General features: G+C 61.2%; 20 protein-coding genes. 11 read left to right on the top strand and 9 right to left on the bottom strand.

Annotation, left to right across the window (positions count from 1 at the left end):
* Positions 1-63: 63 nt before the first annotated feature.
* Positions 64-1,692: a capsular polysaccharide export protein, LipB/KpsS family gene (locus ACSC1R_RS15745; RefSeq protein ID WP_439026674.1), complete on the bottom strand. Its 1,629-nt coding sequence runs from the start codon at positions 1,690-1,692 to the stop codon at positions 64-66.
* A gap of 116 nt (positions 1,693-1,808) precedes the next feature.
* On the opposite strand from ACSC1R_RS15745, the gene ACSC1R_RS15740 reads away from it, so the two are divergent.
* Together ACSC1R_RS15740 and ACSC1R_RS15735 are read left to right on the top strand one after the other, a co-directional pair.
* A complete protein-coding gene (locus tag ACSC1R_RS15740; protein ID WP_439026673.1) occupies positions 1,809-2,741 on the top strand; it encodes an NAD-dependent epimerase/dehydratase family protein in 933 nt (310 codons plus the stop codon).
* A complete protein-coding gene (locus tag ACSC1R_RS15735; RefSeq protein ID WP_439026672.1) occupies positions 2,738-3,841 on the top strand; it encodes a glycosyltransferase in 1,104 nt (367 codons plus the stop codon). Before ACSC1R_RS15740 ends, ACSC1R_RS15735 begins: the two co-directional genes overlap by 4 nt.
* Positions 3,842-3,848: 7 nt before the next feature.
* Here ACSC1R_RS15735 and ACSC1R_RS15730 read toward each other — a convergent pair whose 3' ends face one another.
* The 3 genes from ACSC1R_RS15730 to aglG all read right to left on the bottom strand — a co-directional run bounded on the left by ACSC1R_RS15730 (position 3,849) and on the right by aglG (position 6,741).
* Positions 3,849-5,171, bottom strand: coding sequence for a sulfatase-like hydrolase/transferase (locus tag ACSC1R_RS15730; RefSeq protein ID WP_439026671.1), 1,323 nt, complete (start codon positions 5,169-5,171; stop codon positions 3,849-3,851).
* A 42-nt stretch (positions 5,172-5,213) separates the two neighbouring features.
* Entirely contained in the window at positions 5,214-5,408 is a 195-nt protein-coding gene (locus tag ACSC1R_RS15725; protein WP_439026670.1) for a hypothetical protein, read from the bottom strand.
* Between the two features lie 394 nt (positions 5,409-5,802).
* Positions 5,803-6,741 carry a glucosyl-dolichyl phosphate glucuronosyltransferase gene (aglG, locus tag ACSC1R_RS15720; RefSeq protein WP_439026669.1) on the bottom strand — a complete coding sequence of 313 codons (939 nt, stop codon included), beginning with the start codon at positions 6,739-6,741 and terminating at the stop codon, positions 5,803-5,805.
* Between the two features lie 222 nt (positions 6,742-6,963).
* Between aglG and ACSC1R_RS15715 the strand changes: the two genes are divergently transcribed.
* The 3 genes from ACSC1R_RS15715 to ACSC1R_RS15705 all read left to right on the top strand — a co-directional run bounded on the left by ACSC1R_RS15715 (position 6,964) and on the right by ACSC1R_RS15705 (position 11,231).
* Complete coding sequence (locus ACSC1R_RS15715; RefSeq protein ID WP_439026668.1) at positions 6,964-9,864, top strand: oligosaccharyl transferase, archaeosortase A system-associated; 2,901 nt, start codon at positions 6,964-6,966, stop codon at positions 9,862-9,864.
* A 47-nt stretch (positions 9,865-9,911) separates the two neighbouring features.
* Positions 9,912-10,841: a DUF368 domain-containing protein gene (locus tag ACSC1R_RS15710; protein ID WP_439026667.1), complete on the top strand. Its 930-nt coding sequence runs from the start codon at positions 9,912-9,914 to the stop codon at positions 10,839-10,841.
* Positions 10,842-11,093: 252 nt separating this feature from the next.
* Entirely contained in the window at positions 11,094-11,231 is a 138-nt protein-coding gene (locus tag ACSC1R_RS15705) for a DUF7503 family protein (protein WP_439026666.1), read from the top strand.
* 44 nt (positions 11,232-11,275) lie between these two features.
* On the opposite strand, the gene ACSC1R_RS15700 is transcribed toward ACSC1R_RS15705, so the two are convergent.
* The 4 genes from ACSC1R_RS15700 to glpA form a co-directional block, all read right to left on the bottom strand.
* Positions 11,276-13,483: a hypothetical protein gene (locus ACSC1R_RS15700; protein WP_439026665.1), complete on the bottom strand. Its 2,208-nt coding sequence runs from the start codon at positions 13,481-13,483 to the stop codon at positions 11,276-11,278.
* Positions 13,484-13,671: 188 nt separating this feature from the next.
* Positions 13,672-14,976, bottom strand: coding sequence for an anaerobic glycerol-3-phosphate dehydrogenase subunit C (locus ACSC1R_RS15695; RefSeq protein ID WP_439026664.1), 1,305 nt, complete (start codon positions 14,974-14,976; stop codon positions 13,672-13,674).
* Positions 14,973-16,226, bottom strand: a complete 1,254-nt coding sequence (gene glpB / locus ACSC1R_RS15690; RefSeq protein ID WP_439026663.1) for a glycerol-3-phosphate dehydrogenase subunit GlpB — start codon at positions 16,224-16,226, stop codon at positions 14,973-14,975. Before glpB ends, ACSC1R_RS15695 begins: the two co-directional genes overlap by 4 nt.
* Positions 16,223-17,890 carry an anaerobic glycerol-3-phosphate dehydrogenase subunit GlpA gene (gene glpA, locus ACSC1R_RS15685; RefSeq protein ID WP_439026662.1) on the bottom strand — a complete coding sequence of 556 codons (1,668 nt, stop codon included), beginning with the start codon at positions 17,888-17,890 and terminating at the stop codon, positions 16,223-16,225. The genes glpB and glpA overlap by 4 nt, the downstream gene beginning before the upstream one ends.
* Positions 17,891-18,125: 235 nt before the next feature.
* Here glpA and glpK point away from each other — a divergent pair, with 235 nt between their 5' ends.
* From glpK to ACSC1R_RS15670, 3 genes are all read left to right on the top strand, one after another.
* Positions 18,126-19,661 carry a glycerol kinase GlpK gene (gene glpK / locus ACSC1R_RS15680; RefSeq protein WP_439026661.1) on the top strand — a complete coding sequence of 512 codons (1,536 nt, stop codon included), beginning with the start codon at positions 18,126-18,128 and terminating at the stop codon, positions 19,659-19,661.
* Between the two features lie 27 nt (positions 19,662-19,688).
* Positions 19,689-20,867 (top strand): Cdc6/Cdc18 family protein, encoded by a 1,179-nt coding sequence (locus tag ACSC1R_RS15675; RefSeq protein ID WP_439026660.1) that lies wholly within the window; start codon positions 19,689-19,691, stop codon positions 20,865-20,867.
* Between the two features lie 66 nt (positions 20,868-20,933).
* On the top strand, positions 20,934-21,611 hold the full coding sequence (locus ACSC1R_RS15670) for an HAD hydrolase family protein (protein ID WP_439026659.1): 678 nt from the start codon (positions 20,934-20,936) through the stop codon (positions 21,609-21,611).
* A gap of 86 nt (positions 21,612-21,697) precedes the next feature.
* On the opposite strand, the gene ACSC1R_RS15665 is transcribed toward ACSC1R_RS15670, so the two are convergent.
* On the bottom strand, positions 21,698-21,898 hold the full coding sequence (locus ACSC1R_RS15665) for a VNG_1110C family protein (RefSeq protein ID WP_439026658.1): 201 nt from the start codon (positions 21,896-21,898) through the stop codon (positions 21,698-21,700).
* 151 nt (positions 21,899-22,049) lie between these two features.
* Between ACSC1R_RS15665 and ACSC1R_RS15660 the strand changes: the two genes are divergently transcribed.
* The 3 genes from ACSC1R_RS15660 to ACSC1R_RS15650 all read left to right on the top strand — a co-directional run bounded on the left by ACSC1R_RS15660 (position 22,050) and on the right by ACSC1R_RS15650 (position 24,458).
* Complete coding sequence (locus ACSC1R_RS15660) at positions 22,050-23,162, top strand: OBG GTPase family GTP-binding protein (protein WP_439026657.1); 1,113 nt, start codon at positions 22,050-22,052, stop codon at positions 23,160-23,162.
* Complete coding sequence (locus ACSC1R_RS15655; protein WP_439026656.1) at positions 23,159-23,602, top strand: TIGR04206 family protein; 444 nt, start codon at positions 23,159-23,161, stop codon at positions 23,600-23,602. The genes ACSC1R_RS15660 and ACSC1R_RS15655 overlap by 4 nt, the downstream gene beginning before the upstream one ends.
* Positions 23,603-23,696: 94 nt before the next feature.
* Positions 23,697-24,458, top strand: a complete 762-nt coding sequence (locus tag ACSC1R_RS15650) for a VOC family protein (RefSeq protein WP_439026655.1) — start codon at positions 23,697-23,699, stop codon at positions 24,456-24,458.
* Positions 24,459-24,640: the final 182 nt, after the last annotated feature.

Below are 24,640 nucleotides of genomic sequence, written 5' to 3'. Positions count from 1 at the left end.
TTCGTCTCACGCTCTGACCCGATCGATGGGTGCATGATACTCAACGATTTCCATAACTCACGTCTAGCGGTTGGCCTCTGAGTCGAGCGTTCGACACTTCCTTGCGAGGGTTGGTCGGCCGTTGACAATGTTACTGACGAGTGCTTCCAACGAACTGTCGTTCAGGATGTCCTTGTGCGATACTGGAAGGACGGAAACGCCATCCTGGCCGGTCTCGTAATACGGGAAGTAGATGTGTTTCTGGACGAATAGGTAGTAGGCGTATCGCCGTGCCCGAGAGGTCATCTCATCGGTCATCTCAAGCGAGGAAGGGCGACCCAGAACGTCGACGTACTCCGCGACGGACTCCGGGTCGAACGTGAAGTCGAGTCCTCTGTAGTGTGTGTCTCCACCGACAATCACAGGGACTCCCTCGTACGCCATCTCCATTCCGACTGTCGAATTATACACAACACCGACATCTATTCCACCAATTAATTTATACGTATCGACGTCCGCATCTGGGGCTAATAATGTAACCTGTTCTGGGAGTGGCCCGTGGTTATTCTGTATCCACTCGTCGACCCGTTCGTTGGTCCCGAACTTCGCTTCGGCTGGATGCGTCTTGATAACGAGATGAATGTCTGTCTGTTCCGCTACGGTTTCTATCGTCTTCGAAATCCAATCGAAAACGGCCGGGAAGGGTGAATCTTTCGCTTCGAGTGACGCATCCCATATCAGGTTTGTGAACATTGCGATAGTCGTTTTATCGCCGACAGAGGCAACCGAGTTCGCGTTATAATTCGAATACTGATACCGGACATTTTCGCCCGATCTTCGCCCATCGATAATCGACTCGATTTTGTCGGCTTCCGCTGACGAAAGTGGGGTAGACAAGCGTTCGTTCACAGAGTCGGTCTCAGGGTAGTGAGCGAACGACTCGCTCTCGGTCACCCGCCCAACGATAAGTGCTTGGTCTCGCCACCCGTAGCCGTGACTGTACGCGATGAGGCCCCGATTTAGTGCGACTCGGAGAGGGATACCACCGTAGATGTACTTATCATCGTGCGCGATGACTACATCCGGGTCGACTCCGTCGTAGAATAGGTTCGAACACTGGACGAGGCGAAGTGCACTCCGAAGGAACTTGACGTACTGTTCTCGGTGTTTTCCCGTGATCTCGATGTGGTGGCGTTTCAGATGTTTTCGAAGAGAGCTGAGTGCAAACTCCGATACGTCGACCCCCTCGTACGTGACCGACCGCAGGTCTTCGAACGAGTCCACGTTCGGAACCCGCTCTGGGTCGTAGTAGTCCGCCAGTGAGTACGCATCCAGTCCGAACTCTTCGAGTAGTGTTTCCCCGAAATGGGTACAGACAGTACAGATAGAATCGTCGTTCCACGTCGACGATTTCCGATGGCAGAGATCAAGTTCGCCCGTACAGTACAGAATAATGGGTCGATACCCACGCACTCGAAACGCGTGGGCAAGGATTCCATAGCGATAGAGGTTTAGCGTGTGGCCTTGGACGACTGGAAAGACGACTGTTCCCTCGTACGAGTCCTCATTCGAAGCAAACTCACGAATGCGCGGGTCGATATCGAAGTTGGTGAAACCAGTAAGTATATCGTAACCTTGTATGAGATGTCGGTCGATACCGAACCGTTGAGCGAACGAGAAGAGTGATTGTTGCGTACGTTCGTCCAGATTCATCGCTATAGTGGCCTATATTCAGGCCCTGTTCGGTTTAGTCATTTCGACAGACGACACCGTTTTGGTGTTTAGTGACGACAGCCAGATTTATATCTCCTCCTTCTAATCAAGTGCTCATGAGCGTCTCAGAGAAGCGAATACTAATTACTGGAGGAGCAGGATTTATCGGTTCCCAAACGGTTAGAGAATTCCTAGAGAGAGGTGCGGACGTACTGGTGGTCGACGATTGTTCAACCGGATCTGCCGAACTGGTCGATACCAGGGCAGACCTTGAAACCTTAGACCTCACCGATGCCGACCTCGAGGACGTTTTTACCCACTTCGACCCCGACGTTCTCGTCCACCTCGCCGCGATTCACTACATCCCGTACTGCAACGAGAACCCCGAGGAGGCAGTCGACGTGAACTGTCTGGGGACACGGCGTCTGTTGGACGCCGCACGCTCGGTTTCTCTGGACAATTTCGTCTTCGCTTCTTCCGCGGCCGTGTACCCGCCTCGTGCAGACCCGAACACCGAGGACTCCGAACTCAACCCGATGGACATTTACGGGAAAACGAAGCTACTCGGCGAGGACATCGTCGAACTCTTCGAGAAGGAGACTGGTGTTCCGAGCGCTGCTGCCCGCCTGTTCAACGTCTACGGCCCCAACGAGACGAACATGCACCTCATCCCGGCAGTACTGGAGCAGGTACTGGAAGAAGACGAGGCCATTGAACTCGGAAACCTCTCCCCATGTCGTGACTTCGTACACGTGTCAGACGTTGCACGGGCGTTTCGAATGCTCGTAGAGAACCACGACGACGGGTTCGAGGCGTACAACGTCGGGACCGGTGCAGAACACTCGGTACAAGAAGTCGCCGAATTCTTCGTCACGGCATCGGGCAAGGACCTCCGCATCGAGCAGGCACAAGAACGGGTTCGAGAGAGCGACCGGCCGCACCTGCTCGCCGACATCAAGAAGATCCGGACCGAAATCGGCTGGGAACCGACGGTCGACTTCCAAGACGGCGCGAAGGACCTGTTCGAGAATCCCGGCCACCTTCCATGAGCGAACGACTGAGCGTCCTGTACGTCCCGTATTACGGGGATTCGAACGAGTACCAGAACCTGCTCACCGACAGTGTCGCAGACCGGGGAGTCGACCCGGTCGAAGGGGAGATGCACCTACTGTTCCCACTCGTCCGAAACACGCTGGGCAACGACATCGACGTTATCCACCTCATCTGGACCCATCCGTTCTTCATCGTGGGTGACTACACAGGTTCGGCGGTGGTCGACACGGTCGCCTCGTACGTCCGGGCGGCACTCTTCCTGTTCGACCTGTTCCTCGTCAGACTCCTCGACATCGACCTCGTCTGGACGGCCCACAACAAGGCGAACCACGAGAAACACCACCTCGGTCTTGACCACTTCGTCAGCCGTCGCCTCGCCGGCATGGCGGACAAGATGACGGTCGAGTGTGAGTGCGCGAAGAATACGATTGTCGACCTCTTCCGGGTCGACAATCCGTCGAAAATCCATATCATCAGCGAGGGGAGTTACATCGGCTCGTACGCTGACGAGACAGACTACGAGGCGGCGCGAGAGCATCTCGGCATTGACGACAACGAGTTCTGTTTCGTCTACTTCGGGATGATACGAACGTACAAGCGCGTCCCCCACCTCATTGACGTGTACGACGGCCTCGGTATCGACAGTGCAAGCCTCTTGGTCGCTGGGAACCCGTACACTGAAGACATCGAACTCGACCTTCGCCGTCGCGTCGATGGAATGGACGGGGTTAGAACGCGATTTGAGTTCATCCCGAACGACGAAGTACAGTACTACATGCATGCAGCTGACATAGTCGTCTTGCCGTACGAAGACATCATGACGTCCGGGTCGGTTATACTCGCCATGTCGTTCGGCCGTCCAGTCATCGCCCCAGCTATCGGTTGTATCCCGGCAGTGACCGACGAAGACGGCAGTTTCCTCTACGAACAGTCTGACCCCAACGGACTCCGTGACGCGATGGTCGCTGCGCACGAGACGGGCCACGAGGAACTGGAGTCGATGGGCTCGTACAACTACGAGCGTGCCGAAGCCCTCGAATGGAGCGCGGTCGGAGAATCAACCGTTGAAGTCTATCGGCGAGCGATACAGGCCTGATTCGACCCTACATATAGCCGAGGTCTTCCAACCGGTTTTGCACCGAATCGGACACCTCGCCTCGTTCGCCGGCCACCTTCGTGAGCGAGTCCGCGAGGTCTGCCATCGTGGAACGAGGGTTCTCGTGGACGGACGCTCCAGTTTCGGTGAAGCCGTGTATCGTCTCGTATCCGTAGTAATCGACGGGTGTCGCGATACCCGAAAGGTCACGGTCGTACTGTCTGGCTCGTTCGAGTGCGCCAGGTTCGTGCTGGAGGTTGTCGAGTCGACGCTGTGCGATACCGTGACATTCCGTCAAGAACGAGTCACCCGTCACCGAACCGACCAGTGACTGTCCTCTCGACTCCGCCTTGACGTCCGTTAGGTCGAGGACTGTCCGGTGAACGTCGAGCAAACTGACGACTTCTGACCGGTGTTCGTCGTCGAGTTCGGGGCCGGAGACGACCAGCGGCACTCGCGTCAGTTCCGGATACAGTCCGAAGAAGTGCCCCCAGAGTCCGTCACGGTCGAATAGTTCACCGTGGTCGGCACACGTGATGACGTAGTCGAACGAGGAGCGAAGTTCTGCGAAGATGTCCCGGTACCTCGACGCGAGGTACCGAACGCTGTCCTCGTATGCTTGCTCGACTACCGCCGGGTCCACGTCGTACTCTCGCATCGCGACTTCCACGGTCGTCGGGAAATCGTGCAGTTCGACCGTCCGAAAGTCGGCTGGTGGTTCGTACGGTTCGTGGGCCTCCATCAGGTTACAGAAGAAGAACTCGTCGTCTGCCACCTCCAGTTGTTCAACGTAGGAGAGGGCCTCGCTCGCCCCGTCGTCGCCGAGTCCGAACAGCCCGTTACTTGACCCGAAGAGTTTCGCGCCGTAGACGAGCGAGCGGAGCGTCGGTTTTTCGCTCCGAAGTGTCGCTGCGAGCGCGGAGAGGTACATCTGGATGCCGTCGGTGTCCGACTCGCTGGCGTAGCTCTGGAAGTCGAATACGTCACCGTCGAGTGCCGCGAGTTGCCACGGCGTCTCGAACTCCTCGAAGCCGCGGTCGAACCCGAAGTGGCTTGTCACGTACGTGTTCGCGCTGAAGGCCCGTGTTCGGTACGCCGACTCCGATAAAACCTCTGCGAGCGTCGGGTCGGGACAGTCGAGTCGGTCTGCGTCGGTGTAGACGCCCAGCTCACTCGGGTAGCGCCCGCAGAACAGTGACGCGTGGACTGGGGGTGTTCTGTGGCTCGGTGAGTAACACCGGTCGAACCAACGGCCCGGCAACCAGTCGAAGTACTCGTCGAAATAGTCCTTGCGGAGGGTGTCGAGGACGACCAGAGCGACGCTCGTCATACACGCCTGTGGCCGTCGCTGACGATTAAATGTATCGCGCTGTCACTCAAAGTCCTGCAACAGGTTCGGCTTAGTTATGGCGTAAAGATAGCCAAACCCGACCGCCGCGGTGAACACGAATATCGCGACAAGCTGCTTGACTTTCGTCAGTCGTGGGTCGACAACTAGGGCTACAATACACCCGGGCACGTGCCGCAGCATGAGGTCTTTCAGATACTCGTTCATGTCCTCAGACATCTCCAGAATCAAGTGGTCAATGATACGCTTCGAGTAGCCTTGCCAGAACTATTGGCTCATAGTCCATCTGTAGTCACCGCGGTACTAGAATAGCTTGTGATGGACGATTGTTTCTTTATTATTTGCCACACCACACCCGTATCCTTCTGCCATCTTGCATTGACCCTGCTGGAGTAGGTCTGGATGTGCTTGTCTCCCTTACGCCCGGTGTTCGTAGCCACCGACGTTTAACAGGACGTCACGCCGGAAGGACATTTTCGACCCATACGTATTGCGCATCTCCTCAATGTGTTCGCCGAAGCCCTTCTCGTCACGCCCAACAAGCCATAGAACTTCGCGGGAAAACTTCGGTTTCAGCATCCTTCACGCCGAATCGACAAGGTTGCTCTTCGTGTTACGCGTTCGCCTTCTCGACGACATCCGGCGTCACCATCGCGCACAGGTAGCCGAGGCCGACGACGGCAGTGAAGACGAAGATGGTGATCAGCTGTTTCACCTTCGGCAGCGACGGGGACCGCACGAGTGCAGCGATCCGCTTCGGCACGAAATGCGTCATGAGCTGGTACAGGTACGCGCTCTTGTCGTCGGGTGCGTTAGGGTACAGCAGGTCCATGACTCGCTTCGAGTATCCTTGCCAGAACGACCGACTGACCAGCCACCTGTAGTTACCCCGGTAGTCGAAGAGTTTGTGATGGACGACCGCGTCTTCGTTGAAAACCATCCCTCTACCGTACTCCTCGAGCATTCGAATTCCGGCAGGGGCTTCGTGCGCCTGAAGATGTTTCTCTCCCTTTCGACCCGTGTTCGGGTCGTAGCCTCCGACGTTCAAGAACACGTCGCGTCGGTAGGAGATGTTCGACCCGTACGTGTTCCGGACTTCTTCACCGTCCTCGGCGAATCCCGGTTCGACGCAGCCAACGAGCCAGTAGAACTCGTCGGGAAAGAAATCTGGTTTCTCGACTTGCCAGTCTGGCCTAACGTCTCCACCAACAGCTAATGCATCCGTAGTCTCGTACGTCTCGACGAGCGTCTCGATCCAGTCAGGTTCCGCGGTCGCATCGTCGTCTATCATCGCGACGATTTCACCGTCGGCCAACTCTGCTCCCTTCGTCCGACTGTAGGAGATGCCACGGTTCTCGTCGTTACAGTGAATCCGTACGTTCGGCTCCTGACCGAAGTCGTCGACGGTCCACTCGTGGACCTCCTCGTTCCCGTCGATGATCAGGACGACCTCCATGTCCTCGTATGTCTGGCCGAGTACACTTTCCACACACTCGTGGAAGCACTCGTATCGGTCCGTCGGATAGGTACAGACGACGACGGAGACTTTCATTGGTCGCACCAATCACGGACGGGAGAATAAGAGTTTTGAAAGACAGGACGGCGAAAGGTGTCTGCGTCTGAACGGATTACACAAGGCTTATTCGTCGCTTCAGACTTTTCCCGTACAATGAGCACGTCGACTGGCGAGCAGACGGAATCCGAACAGGTTCGTTCGGACTCCGTTATCGAACTTTTCAAACGCTGGTATCACGTGCCCAGCGTGGGGCTGATTATGGCCTTCATGCTCTGGGTGCGGCTTCAACCACTGGATAAATTCACACGAGGCGGCGAGGTGTTCTACGCCGGGAACGACGCCTGGTACCACCTCCGACAGGTCTCCTACACGGTTCGGCACTGGCCACAGACGATGCCGTACGACGTCTACAGCGAGTTCCCCACGGGCGTCCGCGCTGACCAGTTCGGGACGCTGTTCGACCAGCTCGTCGCGACTGGTGCCCTCATCGTCGGTCTCGGTGACCCCTCACAGCACACCATCGCGATGACGCTGCTGGTCGCACCGGCTGTCTTCGGTATGCTGGTTGCCATCCCCACCTACCTCATCGGCAAGCGCGTCGGTGGGCGCTTCGGTGGCGTCACCGCCGCACTGGTTCTCGCACTCCTCCCGGGTGTCTTCCTCCGCCGCTCCACGGCCGGCTTCTCGGACCACCACGTCGCAGAGGTCCTGTTCCAGGCGCTCACCGTGCTCGGTATCATGGTCGCTCTCCGTTCGGCCGAGCGTGAGAAACCGATCTACGAGCTCGTCGCTGACCGAGACTGGGGGGCGATGCGGAAGCCAGGCAAGTGGGCCGCCCTCGCGGGTGTCTCGGCTGGCCTCTACATGTGGGTCTGGCCGCCCGCAGTGGTCCTTCTGGGCATCCTCGGTGTGTTCTTCGCCATCGCGCTCTCCATCGAGTACATCGCGGGCCGCAGTCCGGACCACCTGGCGTTCACCGGCGTCGTCGTCGGTGTCGTCTCCGCGTTCGTCGTCCTCCTGAGCATCGACCAGTTCAGCCTCGGTGTGACCTCGCTCTCGCCGCTGCAGGTCGGCCTCGGGCTTGGCCTCGCCGCAGGCTGTGCGTTCATGGCGTGGCTGGCTCGATTCTGGGAGGGAGTGGGGACAGAGACGCTCCGGAACGCGTCGCTCGCTCCATTCTCGCTCCTCTTCGTCGCCATCGTCGTTGGATCGGTGGCTGGGTTCCCGTTCCTCGGGCTCCCGTTCGCCCTCGTCCTCTTGTTCGGTGGAATAATGGGTGGTGTCGCGTACATGCGCGACGAGAAGGAAGAGAAGAAGTCCTACTATCCGATTGCCATCTCCTCGATTCTCGTCGCCGGGATGGCCGCGCTCAAGTTCGCTGTGCCGAGCGCCTTCAACGTCCTAATATCCAACGTCAACCGCACTATCGCGTTCGCGCAGAGTGACACAACGCTGACCATCGGTGAAGCACAGGCGGTCGTCGGCGCGGGCGAACCGTTCGTTCAAACGTTGACCCAGTTCATGGGCGCGCAGTACGGGCTCACCTACGTAGTCGCCGCGGCTGCGTTCCTCTGGATCGTCTGGGACCTCTACTCGGGCGACGAGTACCGTTCGGAACTCCTGTTCGTCCTCGTCTGGGCTGCCTTCATGTTCCTGATGGCGATGACGCAGGTGCGTTTCAACTACTACTTCGTCGTCAGTGTCGCCGTCCTGAACGGCTATTTCCTCGGCCGCATCGTGCAGGTCGTCGGCATTTCGAACGTGGCAGTCGACGACATCGACGTCGAACCGTATCAGGTCATGTCCATCGTCGCAGTCATCATGCTCGTCGTGATGCCACTGACGCCGGTGCTCGCGATGACCTCGACGACGGTGGACGCACAGGCAGACGGCATGTCGCCTGGTTCGGTCCTGCTGTGGGACGACAGCACGGACTGGCTGCAAAACGGCACGCCGGAGCCCGGTCGGTACGGCGGCGCGACCAACCAGCTCGACTACTACGGTACCTACGAGAACCAGGACGACTTCGCGTACCCAGAGGGTGCGTACGGCGTCATGTCCTGGTGGGACTACGGCCACTGGATTACGGTCAAAGGCGAGCGCATCCCGGTCGCCAACCCGTTCCAGCACAACGCGAAGGCGGCCTCGGACTACCTGCTCGCACAGAACGAGACGCACGCAAACCTGCTTCTGGAAGCGCTTCCCAACATCGGCGAGCGGGACAGGGCCATCGACCAGCTCTCGAACGAGGACCTCCAGAACCTCGTCGACCAGCAGAACGAACAGCAGGCCGCCGAGGACACCCGGTACGTCATGATAGACTACCAGATGGCGAGCAGCAAGTTCGGTGCCATCGCCACCTGGACGGGTCCGTCACCCCAGAGCTACTACGCGAACAAGCAGGTCAACATCAACGGCACGCAGGTCGTGTTGCCCGGCATGGGTGAGCAGTACGAGAACACGATGCTGTCGCGGCTGTACTTCGACGACGCGAACGGTCTGGAGCACTACCGGCTCGTCTACGAGAACGGCTCGCAGGTCGCGTTCGCGTCCGTCGCGGTCAATCAGGAGGGTCAGTGGCGTGCGGCCGCCGTCAACCGCGCGATGAACGTCCAGCAACTGCTGCAGTACCAGTTCAGCCCACAGGTTCACGCCTACGACGTCAGCGTCGAGTCGCTCGTGAAGACGTACGAGCGTGTGCCTGGCGCGACCATCGCCGGGCAGGCCGACGTCTCCGGTCCGACCAACGTGACCGCCCGCGTCGAACTGCAGTCCCAGACCACGAACCGGACGTTCAACTACACGCAGACCGTCCAGACGGACGCCGACGGGAACTTCGACATCACGGTCCCGTACGCGACCGACGACTCCGTGAGCGTCGAACAGGGCGGCACGGACGCCACCGTCGAGGCGACGGGTGAGTACACTATCACGGTCGAAGGCTCCGACGAGACCGGGACGGTCGCGGTGCCCGAAACCGCCATCATGACCGAGGATGGCGAGCCCATCACGGTCGACCTCGCCGCGAGCGGTGGTAGTTCCGGTAACAGTTCGGTGAACACGGACGCGAACGCCGGCATGGACTCGACCGACGATTCGGACGCCTCCCAGCCGCGTCTCGTGCGCACGGACACCGGTACTCTCGCCCGCGCGGCCTAATCACCGAAGGACAACCGTTTTCTCGCTTCCAGCGATACCTGAGAGCGATGCGTGAGTCACTCTCGGTCTACCTGAAAGGTTTCTTGATGGGCGCTGCCGACACGGTCCCCGGCGTCTCCGGTGGCACCATCGCGCTCATCACCGGCATCTACGAACGGCTCATCGAGGCGATTACCGCGTTCGACCCGCGTGACTTCCGGCACCTCCTCCACGTTCACGAAGCGTCCGGCCGTGACGGCCTCCGTGACCTCTTCTTCCGTGTCGACGCCCCGTTCTTGCTCGTCCTCGGTCTCGGCATCGCGACGGCCGTCGTCACGCTCTCTCGGCTCTTGCACACCGCGATTCAGGACTACCCTGCACTGGTCGCCGCGTTCTTCTTCGGGCTCATCGCCGCCTCGGCGGTCGTGCTCTACAAGGAGGTCGACGTTTCGACGCCGGGTCGGCTCCTGGTCGCCGCTGCCGGGGTTCTCATCGCCGCGGGCGTGACGATGATTCCCCCGAATGCACTCGGGCACTCCGGCCCGGTCGTCTTCGTCTCCGGTGCCATCGCCGTCTCCGCGATGATACTCCCGGGTGTCTCGGGGTCGTTCTTCCTCGTCATTCTCCAGCAGTACGAGTACATGACCGGGACGCTGAAGCGGTTCGTCGACGGCGTGTTGTCGCTTGCAAACGGCGGTGAACTCCAGCCCGTCCTCGAGTCCGGCGTCGTCGTCGTGACCTTCTGCACCGGCATGGTCCTCGGTCTGCTCACGATGTCGCGCGTCATCGACTGGGCACTCGACAACTACCGCGAGGCGACGCTCACTTTCCTCGTGAGTCTCATGGTCGGCGGGCTTCGGCTCCCGTTCACGAACATCGTCTCGAAGGGTGACCTGAACTCGAGCGAATCCATCGCCGTCATCGTCGCTATCGCACTGGTCGGTGGGCTCCTCGTGTTCGGTGTCGACCACGTCACCGAAGACATCGACTACGCCTGAAGGGGACGTTCGATGGCGACCTGTCCATCGCCGAGACCGCGAGTCGGTTCGACACCCGATAAATGGACTTTTGTAAGGTCTAGTGGTGATTTCTAATAGCAACAATCGAGAATTCTCTAGTATTTCTGCTTGAACATGCAGTTGCGAGAGGGCACTAGCTACGTATGTTTTCTAAACACGTAAGAAATATGTATTTTTTATAAGTAAAATTAAGATAGATTAATGTCATCAACTACCAAAGGTGTTGTTGTCATGGAAGCAGACAACGACACCCTGGCGACGTACCTGGCAGAACACCCGCGGATGATCGGCGTGCTGTTCATGATCGGGCTGTTGCTCATGCAGGCCAGCACCGTGGCAGCATCGAACAGTGCACACACCGGACCCTAGATTAGAATTGGAGAATAGAAACCCGCTGGAGTGAAAGTAGTATTCTATTCATCGAACAAGACTACACCGAGCGTTTCGTTCCAATTAATAGTGCCGTCAATCTCGAACGGATAGTTCGACCACGTTAGAAACTCTGTGAGTTGATTCTGATTAATTCGATTGGCTTCGATAGTTCTTGGATGGATATAGTGTTCCGTAATACCATCAACAGATGGTGAGACCACAGTACCGACTTGATGGTGTTTCGTTGGGAAGAGTTGAATCGTCAACTCGAAGGTTCCATCGTCTTTTGGTTCAACCCTACTTATCATCGGCGCACCTGCATCAGGTTGGACGATATCGAGTGACCCATCTCCGACAATTAGATATTGGCTCCCGATACTGGTGTGTTTTTGAACGAGTTCGACCGTGGCCCGAAGGGGGAATCCGAGGTTCAGGAAGTGAGCGATTGCTTTCCCGATATCAATTGCGTCATTGTTTACAACGTCACCTAATGTAGCGACACCTCCGAACGAGCCTTTTTCGACGAGTGCTTCGGCCTGTTCAAAGGACCGACAGGCGTTAAGTAGAAATGCGTTTACCGACACAGATTCGAGTTCTCTCACGTCCAGTTTCCCATCAGTGCACTCGATTCCTTCGGGAGTTGCATGCCCTATATAATGCAATAGGTCACGGCGTTCACCAGTTAAGATATCTACGAGTTCATCGCGAGTGACACCGAAATGAGAACGGACGCTGTAGGGGTAATCTTCTCGATCACCATATACACCATCTAGCAGCATCTGCTCATCGATCATATTCGGATCGTTACAGACAACGGTAATGTCGATGGATTCGTTCCGCTCTATGTCTCGAAGTTGGTTTTCGAATGATTCGACAGATGCTTTGGATGCGCCTAACGGAGTACCGTCTCCAAACCAGGCGTGCTCAATCGATTCGTCGCTGGGCACTGGTTGCGTAAGTTCCATCGATTGTGAACTTCCGTTTCCGCTGCGAGCCTCTTGTTGAACTGTAGTGTTCCGGACCGTCCCCTGATTTACAGTACGAGGAACCGTCTTTTCTCGCGAAACGGGTTTACGAATGATGCCAAGGTCATTGACGATATGTGGAATCGCCTCCACACTCTCCAAGACTGGCGGTAAGTGAGCTGTGAGGCACCAACGTGGTAAGAGTGGCTCGACTGTTTCGAAGGGGACATCGAGATACAACGGAAGTTGCTCCGCTAAGTCAGATTCGTAGGTCTCCGTGATGTCAAACGGCAGGTCATCCTCTATCTGTTTTCGCTCGTGTAGCTCAACCTGATAGAGGCCCTCAGTCCGGACCACGCAGTCGAGGAATAAAACCTGTTTCAGTATCTTAGCGACCTCGTTTTCAAACGCCCTACCCGTCTTGAGAGAGTGCTCGAAGTCGTCAGTAAGCAATCTTGGATTGTTTGCTGGAACAAGTTCTGCTCCGAGATAGAACGCGAGTGGAGCGGCAGGGTAAAGATACTCGTGTTCTGGAGGTACAGCAATACGGATACCAGTGTCTGGCCTTTTTAATTCATTGGGGATGTCAAGTTCTGCGCCCAACTCGATCAATGGCGGATAGCCACGTAACGTAGGGAAAGACCGTTCACATGAAGTCGTCTTCAGTGATGACGAAAGCGCTCCGAGTACGGTCATCAAGTCGTCGGGGCTACCCGTAGTGGTTATTTTCCCGGGAGGCTTCTTATGATTAGATCGGATGCCGAATTTCACTTCGGTAGATTCGGCGAACTCCAGAGAAAAAGTATCAATACCTCTGGATATTTCGGCACTACCATCGAAATACCAGTAGATCTTGAGTGGAGCAGCGAAATCGAGGCTATAGCTCCCTTGCTCAAGGAAAACTGTATTCTGAGTGTCGATCATCTGGTCGTATACGCCGTCAGCACTTCGTAGATAGACGCTCGGTGACTGGGTCAACCGCAGTCGTTCGGCGACGATGGTGAACGCTTCATCAACTGGGTATTTGAAAGAGTCAGTGTCGATTGAGACAGGTGAGACGGCTCTGTCTGCCAACACCTGAATTTGTCGTTGTTTTATGTGGTCCTTGATGACCACACCGGGCGGGTCATCGGTCGTCCGATAGCTTATGTTCATTTTTCTCTGGTGATAACCACAGTCGTCCGCACAGCGCCGGATGGCGTTCCCACTACGTCCGCGTGTCGAGGCGAGCAGTGGACCGTGTGAATCGTGACGCACCCAGGAGAGGGAGTCGTCGTTGCCCATCGATTCGATGGCCCGGTCGACCGCCAGTCGGTCTCGCGTGCTGCGTGCCAGTCGAGTGTATACCTACAGGATACGGATAACGATACTTAAATTTCCGGTCGAAAACGATTTTCTTGATACCACATTCTCTCTCATACTACGATCGGTCGAGGACGCAGAAGGGCGGGGACCGGGGGAAGAGCGAGTACTCAGTCTCCGAGCGCGTCCGCGACGACTTCCAGCGTGTGCCGGACGTCGTACCCGCTGCCGTGTTCCATCTGCATGGCACACGTCGGGCACTCGGTCAGGCCGGTCTCGGCGGGGGCTTCCTCCATGTGGTCGAACATCTCCTCACCGATGGCCATGGAGTTCTCGTAGTTCTCCTCCTTCCAGCCGTAGGTCCCGGAGATACCGGAGCAAGACTCACCGACGTCGTGGGCGTCGACCCCGTCGACGTTTCCGAGGATTTCGACGGCCTGGCCGTCGAGGCCCTGGTTGCGAGCGTGGCAGGGGGCGTGGTAGGCGAGGTCTCCGAACTCCCCGTCGTAGTCCCTGGCCGCGGCGAGTTCGCCCTCCAGGTCCTCGAAGGTCCGGAGGTACTCGACGGCGTCGTAGGTGTGGGCGGCGACGCGCTCGGTGTCCTCGAAGTCGAACAGTTCGGGGTACTCCTGGCGGAGCGCCATGGAACAGGAGGTACACGAGCAGATAACGTCGTAGCCCTCGTCGACCAACTCGGCGAAGGTCTCGACGTTGAACTTCGCCGCGCGGTGGGCATCGTCGAGCATCCCGTTGGCGAACATGGGCGTACCCGAACAGCGCTGTTCGGGAACCGCGACCTCGTAGCCGAAGTGCTCGAAGGTCCTGACCAGCGCTTTCCCGACCTCGGGCGTGTTGTAGTTCGCGTAGTCGCCGTGGAAGTACGCGATGCGTTTCTCCTCGCTCTGGACCTGTGCGCCGCCGCGCTTTTCGAACCAGGTTCTGAAAGTCTCGGTGGCGAACTCGGGGAACTCGCGTTCGGCGGTGATGCCGAGCAGTTTCTCGTTGACTTTCTGGACCAGCGAGTTCCCCATCACGACGTTGGTCAGGCGGGGGAACATCGAGCCGAGCTTGCCGAGTCGGCCGTAGTTCGCGAGGATCTTGTTGCGAACGTACTCGCGAGAGAAGGTGTCTAAGTGCTCGTCGACGTACTCGGCGCGGGCCGTGTTGTGCATCTGGCTGAGTGGCACGTCGGCCGGACAGGCACCGTCACAGCGCATGCAGTTCGAGCACTTCATCACCGACTTGTCGATGTCTGTGTCCTCCTTCTGCTTGAGCCGCCACTGCTCGGGTCCCTGGAACTTCGGACCGGGGAACTCGTCGTCAACCTCGGCGACCGGACACGAGGTGTCGCAGGTCGAGCACTTGTAGCAGCTGTCCGCGCCGGGGCGGAGGTCGGCCTCGCCCTCGGGGAACACCTGTATCGGTTCGAACTCGTCGTCGCTGTTCGTGGTCGTCGTCGTATCGTCCGTACTCATGCTTTCTCTCCTGCTCGCGTACCGGCGAGCCAGCCGGTCGCGAACGAGATACCGCTGCCTGAGAGCTCCGTCGCGAAGTCCGCACCGCCGACGACGCTGCCGGCCGCACGGAGGTTCTCGTAGGCGACCGACCCGTCGGCGTCGAGCGGGCGGCCGTCCTCGTCGATTCGCACCCCGAACCGGGTGAAGGCGTGGTCGCCGAAGGCGGCCTCGGCGGACCAGTCGTACCGGTCGTCGGGGTGGGGGACGTGCAGGTCGAACAGGGGTTCACGCACCGACTCGCGGTCGGTGTCGATGCCGCCGCCGACCAGTCCGCCCGTGGCGAGGACGACCTGGTCGGGGTAGTGCGGGATGGCTGCGCCGTTTCTGTCCAGTACCAGCACGTCGATGCTTCCATCCTCGGCTTCGAAGTCAACCATCGGGCAGCCGGTCGTCACGGCGACGTCCGCGTCGAGCAGGGCCGAGCGCATCCGGTCGCGCAGGCGCATCCCCGGCAGGCTCGGCGGCCCGGTCGACACCTCGAACACCGGGACCCCGAGCGCCTTCGACAGGGAGTCGATGACCGGCCCGGGCTTCTCGCCGAGGACCGCCGGGAAGCCGACGCGCTCGGCGGCCACGTCTTCCAAGTATGGTTCGACGGCGCGGGCGAGGTCGCCCCGGACACCGCCGTCTTCCTGCAGCAGCTTTGCGATTCTGGTGGGTTTCACGTCGTCGCGCAGGTCGACCGGGAACGAGAGTTCGACACCGGCCACGTCGCCCGGAACCGTCTGGTCGAGTTGGTTCGCGGCGAGCGGCGCGTCGAAGTCCGGGTCGGATTCGAAGCTCACGAGGAGGGTCGCGCGACCGTCGCCCGCGAGGCCAGCCTCGACGCTCCTCGGGTAGCGGAAGGTCGGTTTGACCGTCCCTTGCGTGGTCGGGACGAGGACGTTCCGGTCGTCCCCACCCTTGCTGCCCGAATAGGTGTCGCCGGTCACCTCGTCGAACAGGGCGAAGCCCTCGCGGATGGCCTCCTCGCCGGCGATGTTGTAGGGGTGCTCATCGGGGAGGTCGTCGAGTCCCGCGAAGGGGTCGGCCAGCAGGTCGCCGTCCGCCCCTGTGTAGCCCAGACAGTCCGCGAGTCCGGACGCCTGGCGCATCGTGCTCTCTTTCGCGGAGACCAGGCGCACGTCAGCCCCGGTCTTCGCGGCGGCGAGGGCAGCGGTCGAGCCGGCGAGGCCCCCACCGACGACGAGCACGTCGTCCGCGATCATCGGTCGGCACCTCCGAACTCGTCCCAGTCGATGTCCTCGGTCTCGTGCTCGTGGCCGCGGTTCCACGTGGTCGCGTGCATCGCGTGGTTGAGCATCGCCTGTTCGAGCTGCTCGCCCCAGAGCGCGTGGCGCTCACCTTTCCAGCGTTCTTGCCAGAGTTCGTCGAGGGCGTCACCGGCTTTCTCGGAATCGTACTCGGGGTGAAGTTCGTTCGCGAGGCGGTGGCAGCACATCCCGCCCTGGCAGTTGCCCATCGAGGCGCGGGTGCGGATACGGACCGCGTTCAGGTCGGTGCCGGACTGGTCGATGGCGTCCTGGACCTCGGCGCGGGTGACGGCCTCGCACTCACAGAGCACCGGGTTCGGGCTGGTCGAGGAGAGCACGTCGTCCGCGCGCGAGCCGAGGCGTTCCTTGCTGCGGCGGGCGACCGGGGAGCGCAGGCCGTAGGCGTTCATGCCCTTGTCGAGGCGTTCGGGGTTCTCGCTGCCGGGGAGGGGGACATCCGCGGTCTGACAGGAGGCGTTGACGCCGAGGACGTCACAGACGTGGTCGGCCACGTCCTCGGCCATCATCCGGTAGGTGGTGAACTTCCCGCCGACGACGCTGGTCAGCCCGTCGAGACCGTCGCGCTCCTCGTGGTCGAGCAGGAAGAAGTCACGCGTGATGTCGGTCGGGTCCGTCGTGCCGGTGTCCGGCGGTTCGTACAGCGGGCGGACGCCCCAGAACGACCGGACTGTCCTCGCGTCATGCAGGATGGGGACGAGCTGGGAGAGTTCGTCTATCATCTGGTCGACCTCCCAGCCCTCCTCGGGGTAGTCCTCGGGGTCTTCGACCTCCTCGTCGGTCGTGCCGAGGATGGCCGTCGTCTCGTGTGGGACCACGATGTCTGCGTCGCCCTTGGGCTTGCAGCGGTTGATGACCGTGTCGACCTGCCGGACGTTCATCACGACCATCACGCCCTTGGAAGGGCGGACCTCGACGTCGACGCCCGCCATGTCGCCGATTCGGCCGGCCCACGCCCCGGTGGCGTTGACGACGTAGTCGGCGTGGATGTCCTCTTCCTGCCCGGGCAGCCCATGCTCGCGTTTGCCCGGCCCGGATTCGTGTTTCACGCGTGCGCCCGTGACGCGGTCGCCGTCGGTGAGCAGGTCGATCACTTTGGCGTGGGTCTCGACGCGCCCGCCGTGTTGCTCGGCGGAGATGGCGTTCGCCACACAGAGCCGGAACGGGTCGACTGCGCCGTCGGGGACCTCGATGGCCTTGTCGATGTCCTTCGCGAGGTAGGGTTCGACCTCGCGGGCGTCCTCTCGCGAGAGAACTTCGGCGGGGATGCCACAGTCGGCACAGCCCTGCAGTTTCTCCTCGAAGTACTCCTCGGTGTCCTCCGGTCGCTTCACGAACAGGCCACCGGTCATCTCGACGCAGTGGCTCGCGATGTCCCGGAGGACGCGGTTCTCCTCGATGCACTCCGTCGCACTCGCCTGGTCGGCGACGGCGTACCGGCCGCCGCTGTGGAGCAGGCCGTGCATCCGGCCCGTCGTCCCGTGGGTCAGGTTGCCCTGCTCGACGAGTGTCACGTCGAGTCCACGCATCGCGAGGTCGCGGGCGATACCCGTACCCGTCGACCCCCCGCCGATGACCAGGACGTCTGTTCTCGATGCCATTCGGTTACTGGCACTGGGTACCGTGGCCACTTTATTTTTTACCCTCGGTCGGCCACCCCCAGTAACTTCCGGCAAGATAGACTCCATTCGGGTCCTTGCCGGGGGTTCGGTCGCGATTCGCCCGGGTACTCTCCCGGTCGTGGGCCGCAGTCACCCAAGTTTTATCTGGATGTACAGTCCACTTTATCGCCAGTGGCTGACCCCTCGTAAACATCGGTCGGCCGACCCCGTAACCATGGCAGACAACAGCTACGTCGGTGCGATAGACCAGGGAACGACAGGGACCCGATTCATGGTGTTCGACCACCGCGGGCAGGTGGTCGCAAACGCCTACGAGAAACACGAGCAGGTGTACCCGGAACCCGGCTGGGTCGAGCACGACCCGTTGGAGATCTGGGAGAACACGAAGCTGGTCGTGACCCAGGCGCTCGCCGACGCGGGCATCGAGGCGGACCAGCTCGCGGCCATCGGCATCACCAACCAGCGCGAGACCACGGTCATCTGGGACCCAGAGACGGGCAAACCAATCCACAATGCACTGGTCTGGCAGGACCGTCGGACCACCGACCGGGTCGAACAACTGGAAGCGGAAGGCAAGATAGAGTGGATTCGCGAGAAGACTGGCCTCGAACCCGACGCGTACTTCTCGGCGACCAAGGCCGAGTGGCTGCTGGAGAACGCCGACCCCATCAAGATGGAGCGTGCCCGACCGCAGGACATCCGCGACCGGGCCGAAGATGGCGAACTCCGCATGGGGACCATCGACTCGTGGCTGATATACAAGCTCACGGGCAACCACGTGACCGACGTCACGAACGCCTCGCGGACCATGCTGTACAACATCCGCGACCTGGAGTGGGACGACGAACTCCTCGACGAGTTCGGCGTCCCCGAGAGCCTGCTGCCCGAGGTGCGCCCCTCCAGCGACGACGAGACCTACGGGACGACCGACCGGAAGGGCTTCCTCGGGGCCGAGGTCCCCGTTTCGGGGGCGCTCGGCGACCAGCAGGCGGCGCTGTTCGGCCAGACCTGCTTCGACGAGGGTGACGCGAAGAACACCTACGGGACCGGCTCGTTCTTCCTCATGAACACGGGCGAGGAAGCGGTCACGAGCGACCACGGCCTGCTCACGACCATCGGCTTCCAGCGCTCGGGCGAAGCCGTCCAGTACGCGCTGGAGGGCTCCATCTTCATCACCGGTGCGGCCATCGAGTGGCTCGAAGACGTCGAACTCATCGACAGCCCGGCCGAGACGGCAGAACTCGCCCGGAGCGTCGACTCCACCGACGGCGTGTACGTGGTCCCGGCGTTCACCGGCCTCGGCGCACCGCACTGGGACGGGCGTGCTCGCGGGACTATCGTCGGGATGACACGTGGCACCCGCCGCGAGCACATCGTCCGCGCGACGCTCGAAGCCATCGCCTACCAGACCCGGGACGTGGCCGAAGCCATGGAGGCCGACTCGGGTATCGAGATGGGCCGTCTGCGCGTCGACGGCGGTGCGGTCAAGAACAACTTCCTCTGTCAGCTCCAGTCCGACATCATCGAGACGGACATCGTCCGCCCCGAGGTCGACGAGACGACCGCCCTCGGCGCGGCCTACGCCGCCGGCCTCGCCGTCGACTACTGGGAGACCATCGACGAGTTGCGCGACAACTGGCAGATAGACCGGGAGTTCTCCCCGAGCGCCGACACCGCCCAGATGGACCGCAAGTACGACCGCTGGCACGACGCGGTCGACCGCGCCCGCGACTGGGCACAGGACGAGTGACCCGGACACCCGAGTGATGCATTCGAGATGGACCTGAAGACACGCATCCGCCGCCGCCAGCGGACCGGGACCGACGCCGCCATCGTCCTCGACTACGACGCGATCAGTCCCATCGTGCACGTCGAAGAGCCGACCGGCCGCGGCCCGGTGCTCGAACGGTTGCTCGACTACCTCGACCCGGTGTTCGACCAGCGACTGCCCCCCAACGCCTACGTCTGGGGGCCGGCCGGGTCGGGCAAGTCGGCGGTGCTCACCGCGCTCTGCTCGCACCTCGACCGCCTGCTCACGCATGCTGGGTCGGCCATCCAGACCACCACCCGCGCTCAGAGCGGGGCTGCCCCGGCCTTCGTGTACGTGGACGCCCGCCGCGCGAGTAACGAACTGGGGCTGTATCACGCGGTGCTCGATGGGTTGCTCGACGAGTCGGTCCCCAAGCAGGGCGTGGGGGCTGGGGACCTCCGGGAGCGATTGGTCGCCCACCTCGGGTCGCCCACCCGCGATGCGGTCGTCACGGTCGACCACGTCGGCGAGGCGGACACGGTTTCGCTCGGGCTCCTCACGGACTGTTTCGAGCCGGTCGCGGACTCGCTCTCGTGGGTCGCCGTCGGCCGGGACGACCCGGCGACCCTCCCGGGGTCGGCTCGACCACCCGAGCACATCGAAGTTCCAGCCTACGAGCGACACACGCTCGTCGACGTGTTGACCGCCCGGGCCTCCGACGGGCTGGCCAGACAGGCCATCGAACACGAGCAGGTCCGTCGACTCGCCGACTGGGCCGATGGCGACGCCCACGACGCGCTCGCCGGGCTGTTCGGGGCTGCCGACATCGCTTCCGGGGCTGGGCACGACCGCATCCGCGAGCGCGACCTGGAAGCGGGGATGGACGCGGTCCCCCACCCCTCGGTGTCGCTGGGTCGCGTCCTGACACTCCCGGCGAACCGCCAGCTCGTCCTCCGGAAACTGGTCGACCTCGACGGGAGCGCGGCTGAATCCGTCGGGTCGGCGGCGGAAGCCATCGCAGACTCGCCCGACGTGGACCTCTCGGCGGCCACGGTCAAACGGTTCCTCTACGAACTTGCCGAAGCGGGCATCACCGAGCGCGTGACCAGCGAGCACGCCGCGGGTGCCGGTCGGCCGCCGAGCCGGCTGGAACCGCGATTCCCGACGCTCGTCTTCCGACGGCTGTACGACCTGCGGACGGACTGATTCTCGGCTCCAGTACCGGTCAGGAGAGAGCGTGACCGATTTACTTCACCCGCCCCGAGAAAACATATGACCGACCTTCCCCCGCTCGTCCTCGACATCGACGGGACGCTCACCCGCCCCGACCACGGCGTCGACCCGCGCGTGTTCGACCCGATTCGCGACTGGCCCGAGCCGGTCGTCATCGCCACCGGAAAGGCCTTCCCGTACCCCGTCGCGCTCTGTCAGTTCATCGGCATCGAAGAGCGCGTCATCGCGGAGAACGGCGGCATCGGCTTCGTCGACGACGAGGTACTGGTCCACGGTGACGGTGAGTCCGCGACGGCCGCAGTCGAAGCGTTCACCGAGTCTGGCGGCGACCTCGGCTGGGGTCGCTCGGACCTCGTGAACCGCTGGCGCGAGACCGAGGTGGCACTCCGCCGGGACGCCGACGAGGAACTGCTCCGGCGGATCGCGACCGACCACGGCGTCGAGGTCGTCGACACCGGCTACGCGTTCCACGTCAAACAGGGCGACATGTCGAAAGGCCGCCTGCTCGAGGAGGTCGCACCGCGACTCGGGTACGACCCGGCCGACTTCGTGGCCGTCGGAGACTCCGAGAACGACGTGTCCACGTTCGAGCGGGCCGGCCGGAGCTTCGCCACGGCGAACGCTGACGACGCGGCGAAACGGGCGGCAGACACCGTCCTCGACGGTGCGCACGCCGACGGGACACTCGATGCACTGGCCACGCTTCGCGGGGAGTGAGACGAGAACCGCGGTCGGAAAACCACACACGATGGCCCGACCGGGAACGACGGGGCACTGAAAAGGCGGGGCGGGGGTGACCGGATTCAGGGCATCGAGATGCCGTGGCGGGCGAGGAACTTGCTCGCCCGCTTTATCTCGACGGGACTTCCGACGAGGCGATAGTACTCACCTTCTTCCAGTATCGTGAGCACGAACTCCTCGTCGAGGTCCTGTCGCACTCCGGTCAGTGCGTCGTCGGGTAACACGATCTGCGTGCTATCTCGGAGTTGCGACGGGTCTGGCATTCCTCGTTTCGGCCGTCACGGCCGTTAGATATTAATGCACCGAAGTACCCACTGGTGGGGTCGTGGGCACGTCCACCACGGCACGGGTGAACCGATTCACCACGGCGCGAGTGGACAGGTTTTTCGGTACCGACGGCGGACCTAGGACCAAATGGGGCTGAAAGAGGAGATCGAGGCGATCGAAGAGGAGATATCCAACACGCCCTACAACAAGTCGACGGAGGCCCACATCGGCCGGCTGAAGTCGAAGCTCGCACAGAAGAAAGAGAAGCTCGAAAAACAACAGTCGGGCGGTGGCGGCGGTCACGGATACGCCGTCGAGAAGCACGGCGACGCCTCGGTCGCCCTCGTCGGCTTCCCGAGCGTCGGGAAGTCCACGCTCATCAACGCGATGACGAACGCCGAGTCCGAGACCGGCGAGTACGAGTTCACTACCCTCACCGTGAACCCCGGGATGGTCGACATCAACGGTGCGAACATCCAGTTGCTGGACGTGCCAGGGCTCATCGAGGGTGCAGCCGACGGGCGTGGTGGGGGGAAAGAAGTGCTCTCGGTCGTCCGCAGTGCCGACCTCCTCGTGTTCGTCCTCTCGGTGTTCGAGATAGAACAGTACGACCGCCTCCGGGAAGAACTGTACAAGAACAAGGTCCGCATCGACCAGACTCCACCCAGGGTGACCATTCGCAAGAAGATAAAAGACGGCATCAAGGTCACCTCGACGGTCGACCAGCCGATGGACGACGACACCATCAAGCAGGTCCTGCGCGAACACGGGTACGTCAACGCCGACATCAACCTCGGCGAGGAACTCGACATCGACCGACTCATCGACGGCATCATGGACAACCGTGTGTACACGCCCTCTATCGTCGCCGTCAACAAAGCCGACCTCATCGACCCGAGCTACAAGGAACACGTCGACGAGGAACTCCGAAAACGTGACATCAGCCCCGAGAAGGCGACGTTCATCTCTGCCGCCGAAGAGAAGGGCCTCGACGTTCTGAAAGAGCGCATCTGGAACAACCTGGGGCTCATCCGTGTGTACATGGACAAACCCGGTCGCGGCGTCGACTGGGAGGAACCTCTCGTCGTCCCCGAAGGGTCGACGATCGGCGAGTCGCTGCCAAAGCTCGGCGGCGACATCGAGAACCGCTTCCGGTTCGCTCGCATCCGCGGTCCGAGCGCCAAACACGACGGCCAGCAGGTCGGCGAAGACCACGTCCTGCAGGACGAAGACGTCCTGAAGCTCATCCTCCGCAAGTGAGTGACTCCCCGCGGCGTCGGCTCGCCGTCGTCGTGCTGGTCGGGCTGTTCCCCTGGACCGTCGTGCTCGCCAACGGTGAATACACGATGGTGTTCCCCTGGGCGCTGGTCGACCCCGACTCGCTCCACGTCACTCCCATCTTCGACTACCTGTTCCGTTTCACCGGCGGGTTCGCCAGTCTCCCCCCGTTCTTGCAGGCCTGGCCGCTGGCCACACTCTCGCTCGTTGCCGCCCTCGTGACGGCAGTTATCGCAGCGACGACGGGGCACGAGGACCCGCGGTTGACCGGTGGCCTCCTCGCACTCGCGGGCCTCACGAGCTTCCGGCTCGCCCTGGGGTTTCTGGCTCGTCCCAGCCAGACCGCCGTTCCGGTGGCCGGTGTCCTCGCGCTCGTCGTCGCCTGGAGATTGTACTGGCCGCTCGTCCACAGCGAGCAATAGTATACTTCTTCGCGCACGCGAAAGAGGCCTGGCCGTCACTGACCAGAGTTCCCGTTCCGGTATCCCTATCAGGCCGCTCGCCATATCGCCGGCCATGTCCGCAACGCTCGACCACACGATGCTGCGCGTCGAAGACCTGGAAGCCTCGCTCGAGTGGTACCAGACACACCTCGACTACGAGGAGAAGGGTCGCTGGGAGGCAGACACCTTCACCAACGTCTACCTCGGCCCCGAGGACATGCACGACGCCGGCGCGATGCTCGAACTCACCTACAACCACGACGACCGGTCCTACGAGATGGGCGACGCGTGGGGCCACATCGCGGTGCGGGTCGAAGACGTCTACGACGCCTACGACGAACTGCTGGCACAGGGCGTCGAGGACTACCGCGACCCCGACTCCTGTGGCGGGTCCTACGCCTTCGTTAGAGACCCCGACGGCCACGAGGTCGAAATCGTCGAACGCGACCACGGCGCGAAGTGGAGCCTCGACCACACGATGATTCGCGTCGAGGACGCAGACGCCGCCATCGGCTGGTGGGCGCGGAAACTCGAGTACGACCTCGTCCGCCGCGCCGAGATGGACTCGTTCGCGCTCTACTTCATGAAACCCGAAGACGCCCCCGAGGAGGCCATGTCGATGGAACTCACCTACAACTACGACGGTCGCTCGTACAATCTGGGCGACTCGTGGGGCCACGTCGCGGTCCGCGTGGACGACCTCGACGACACCTGGGCGGACCTGCTGACCCGCGACGCCGAGGACTACCGCGACCCCGAGAGCTGTGATAACATGTACGCGTTCACCAAGACCAACGACGGCCACGAGGTCGAACTGCTCGAACGGGACGACTAACTCGGAATCGACTCAATCGGCCGTTAATCGGGTATTTCCAATGGTTTGCTCTGGTTAAGACCATCCAAACACAGGAATTTGGTTTAAGTACTGTTTCGCCCCATCGGGGCACCCGGCAAATATTGTATACCCGGTGTAGACCGCGTCTGACAGGGTATGAGAACGAATCACACGTAGCCCCT

It is taken from the genome of Haloarchaeobius ordinarius, assembly GCF_051801355.1.
In the GTDB taxonomy this organism is placed as follows: Archaea; Halobacteriota; Halobacteria; order Halobacteriales; family Natrialbaceae; genus Haloarchaeobius.
This window is presented reverse-complemented; position numbering and strand designations above follow the sequence as displayed.

Bases quoted from the DNA above. Each gene is read 5' to 3' on its own strand.
- ACSC1R_RS15745 (WP_439026674.1), bottom strand. From the start codon at position 1,692: ATGAATCTGGACGAACGTACGCAACAATCACTCTTCTCGTTCGCTCAA.
- ACSC1R_RS15740 (WP_439026673.1), top strand. From the start codon at position 1,809: ATGAGCGTCTCAGAGAAGCGAATACTAATTACTGGAGGAGCAGGATTT.
- ACSC1R_RS15735 (WP_439026672.1), top strand. From the start codon at position 2,738: ATGAGCGAACGACTGAGCGTCCTGTACGTCCCGTATTACGGGGATTCG.
- ACSC1R_RS15730 (WP_439026671.1), bottom strand. From the start codon at position 5,171: ATGACGAGCGTCGCTCTGGTCGTCCTCGACACCCTCCGCAAGGACTAT.
- ACSC1R_RS15725 (WP_439026670.1), bottom strand. From the start codon at position 5,408: ATGTCTGAGGACATGAACGAGTATCTGAAAGACCTCATGCTGCGGCAC.
- aglG (WP_439026669.1), bottom strand. From the start codon at position 6,741: ATGAAAGTCTCCGTCGTCGTCTGTACCTATCCGACGGACCGATACGAG.
- ACSC1R_RS15715 (WP_439026668.1), top strand. From the start codon at position 6,964: ATGGCCTTCATGCTCTGGGTGCGGCTTCAACCACTGGATAAATTCACA.
- ACSC1R_RS15710 (WP_439026667.1), top strand. From the start codon at position 9,912: ATGCGTGAGTCACTCTCGGTCTACCTGAAAGGTTTCTTGATGGGCGCT.
- ACSC1R_RS15705 (WP_439026666.1), top strand. From the start codon at position 11,094: ATGGAAGCAGACAACGACACCCTGGCGACGTACCTGGCAGAACACCCG.
- ACSC1R_RS15700 (WP_439026665.1), bottom strand. From the start codon at position 13,483: ATGGGCAACGACGACTCCCTCTCCTGGGTGCGTCACGATTCACACGGT.
- ACSC1R_RS15695 (WP_439026664.1), bottom strand. From the start codon at position 14,976: ATGAGTACGGACGATACGACGACGACCACGAACAGCGACGACGAGTTC.
- glpB (WP_439026663.1), bottom strand. From the start codon at position 16,226: ATGATCGCGGACGACGTGCTCGTCGTCGGTGGGGGCCTCGCCGGCTCG.
- glpA (WP_439026662.1), bottom strand. From the start codon at position 17,890: ATGGCATCGAGAACAGACGTCCTGGTCATCGGCGGGGGGTCGACGGGT.
- glpK (WP_439026661.1), top strand. From the start codon at position 18,126: ATGGCAGACAACAGCTACGTCGGTGCGATAGACCAGGGAACGACAGGG.
- ACSC1R_RS15675 (WP_439026660.1), top strand. From the start codon at position 19,689: ATGGACCTGAAGACACGCATCCGCCGCCGCCAGCGGACCGGGACCGAC.
- ACSC1R_RS15670 (WP_439026659.1), top strand. From the start codon at position 20,934: ATGACCGACCTTCCCCCGCTCGTCCTCGACATCGACGGGACGCTCACC.
- ACSC1R_RS15665 (WP_439026658.1), bottom strand. From the start codon at position 21,898: ATGCCAGACCCGTCGCAACTCCGAGATAGCACGCAGATCGTGTTACCC.
- ACSC1R_RS15660 (WP_439026657.1), top strand. From the start codon at position 22,050: ATGGGGCTGAAAGAGGAGATCGAGGCGATCGAAGAGGAGATATCCAAC.
- ACSC1R_RS15650 (WP_439026655.1), top strand. From the start codon at position 23,697: ATGTCCGCAACGCTCGACCACACGATGCTGCGCGTCGAAGACCTGGAA.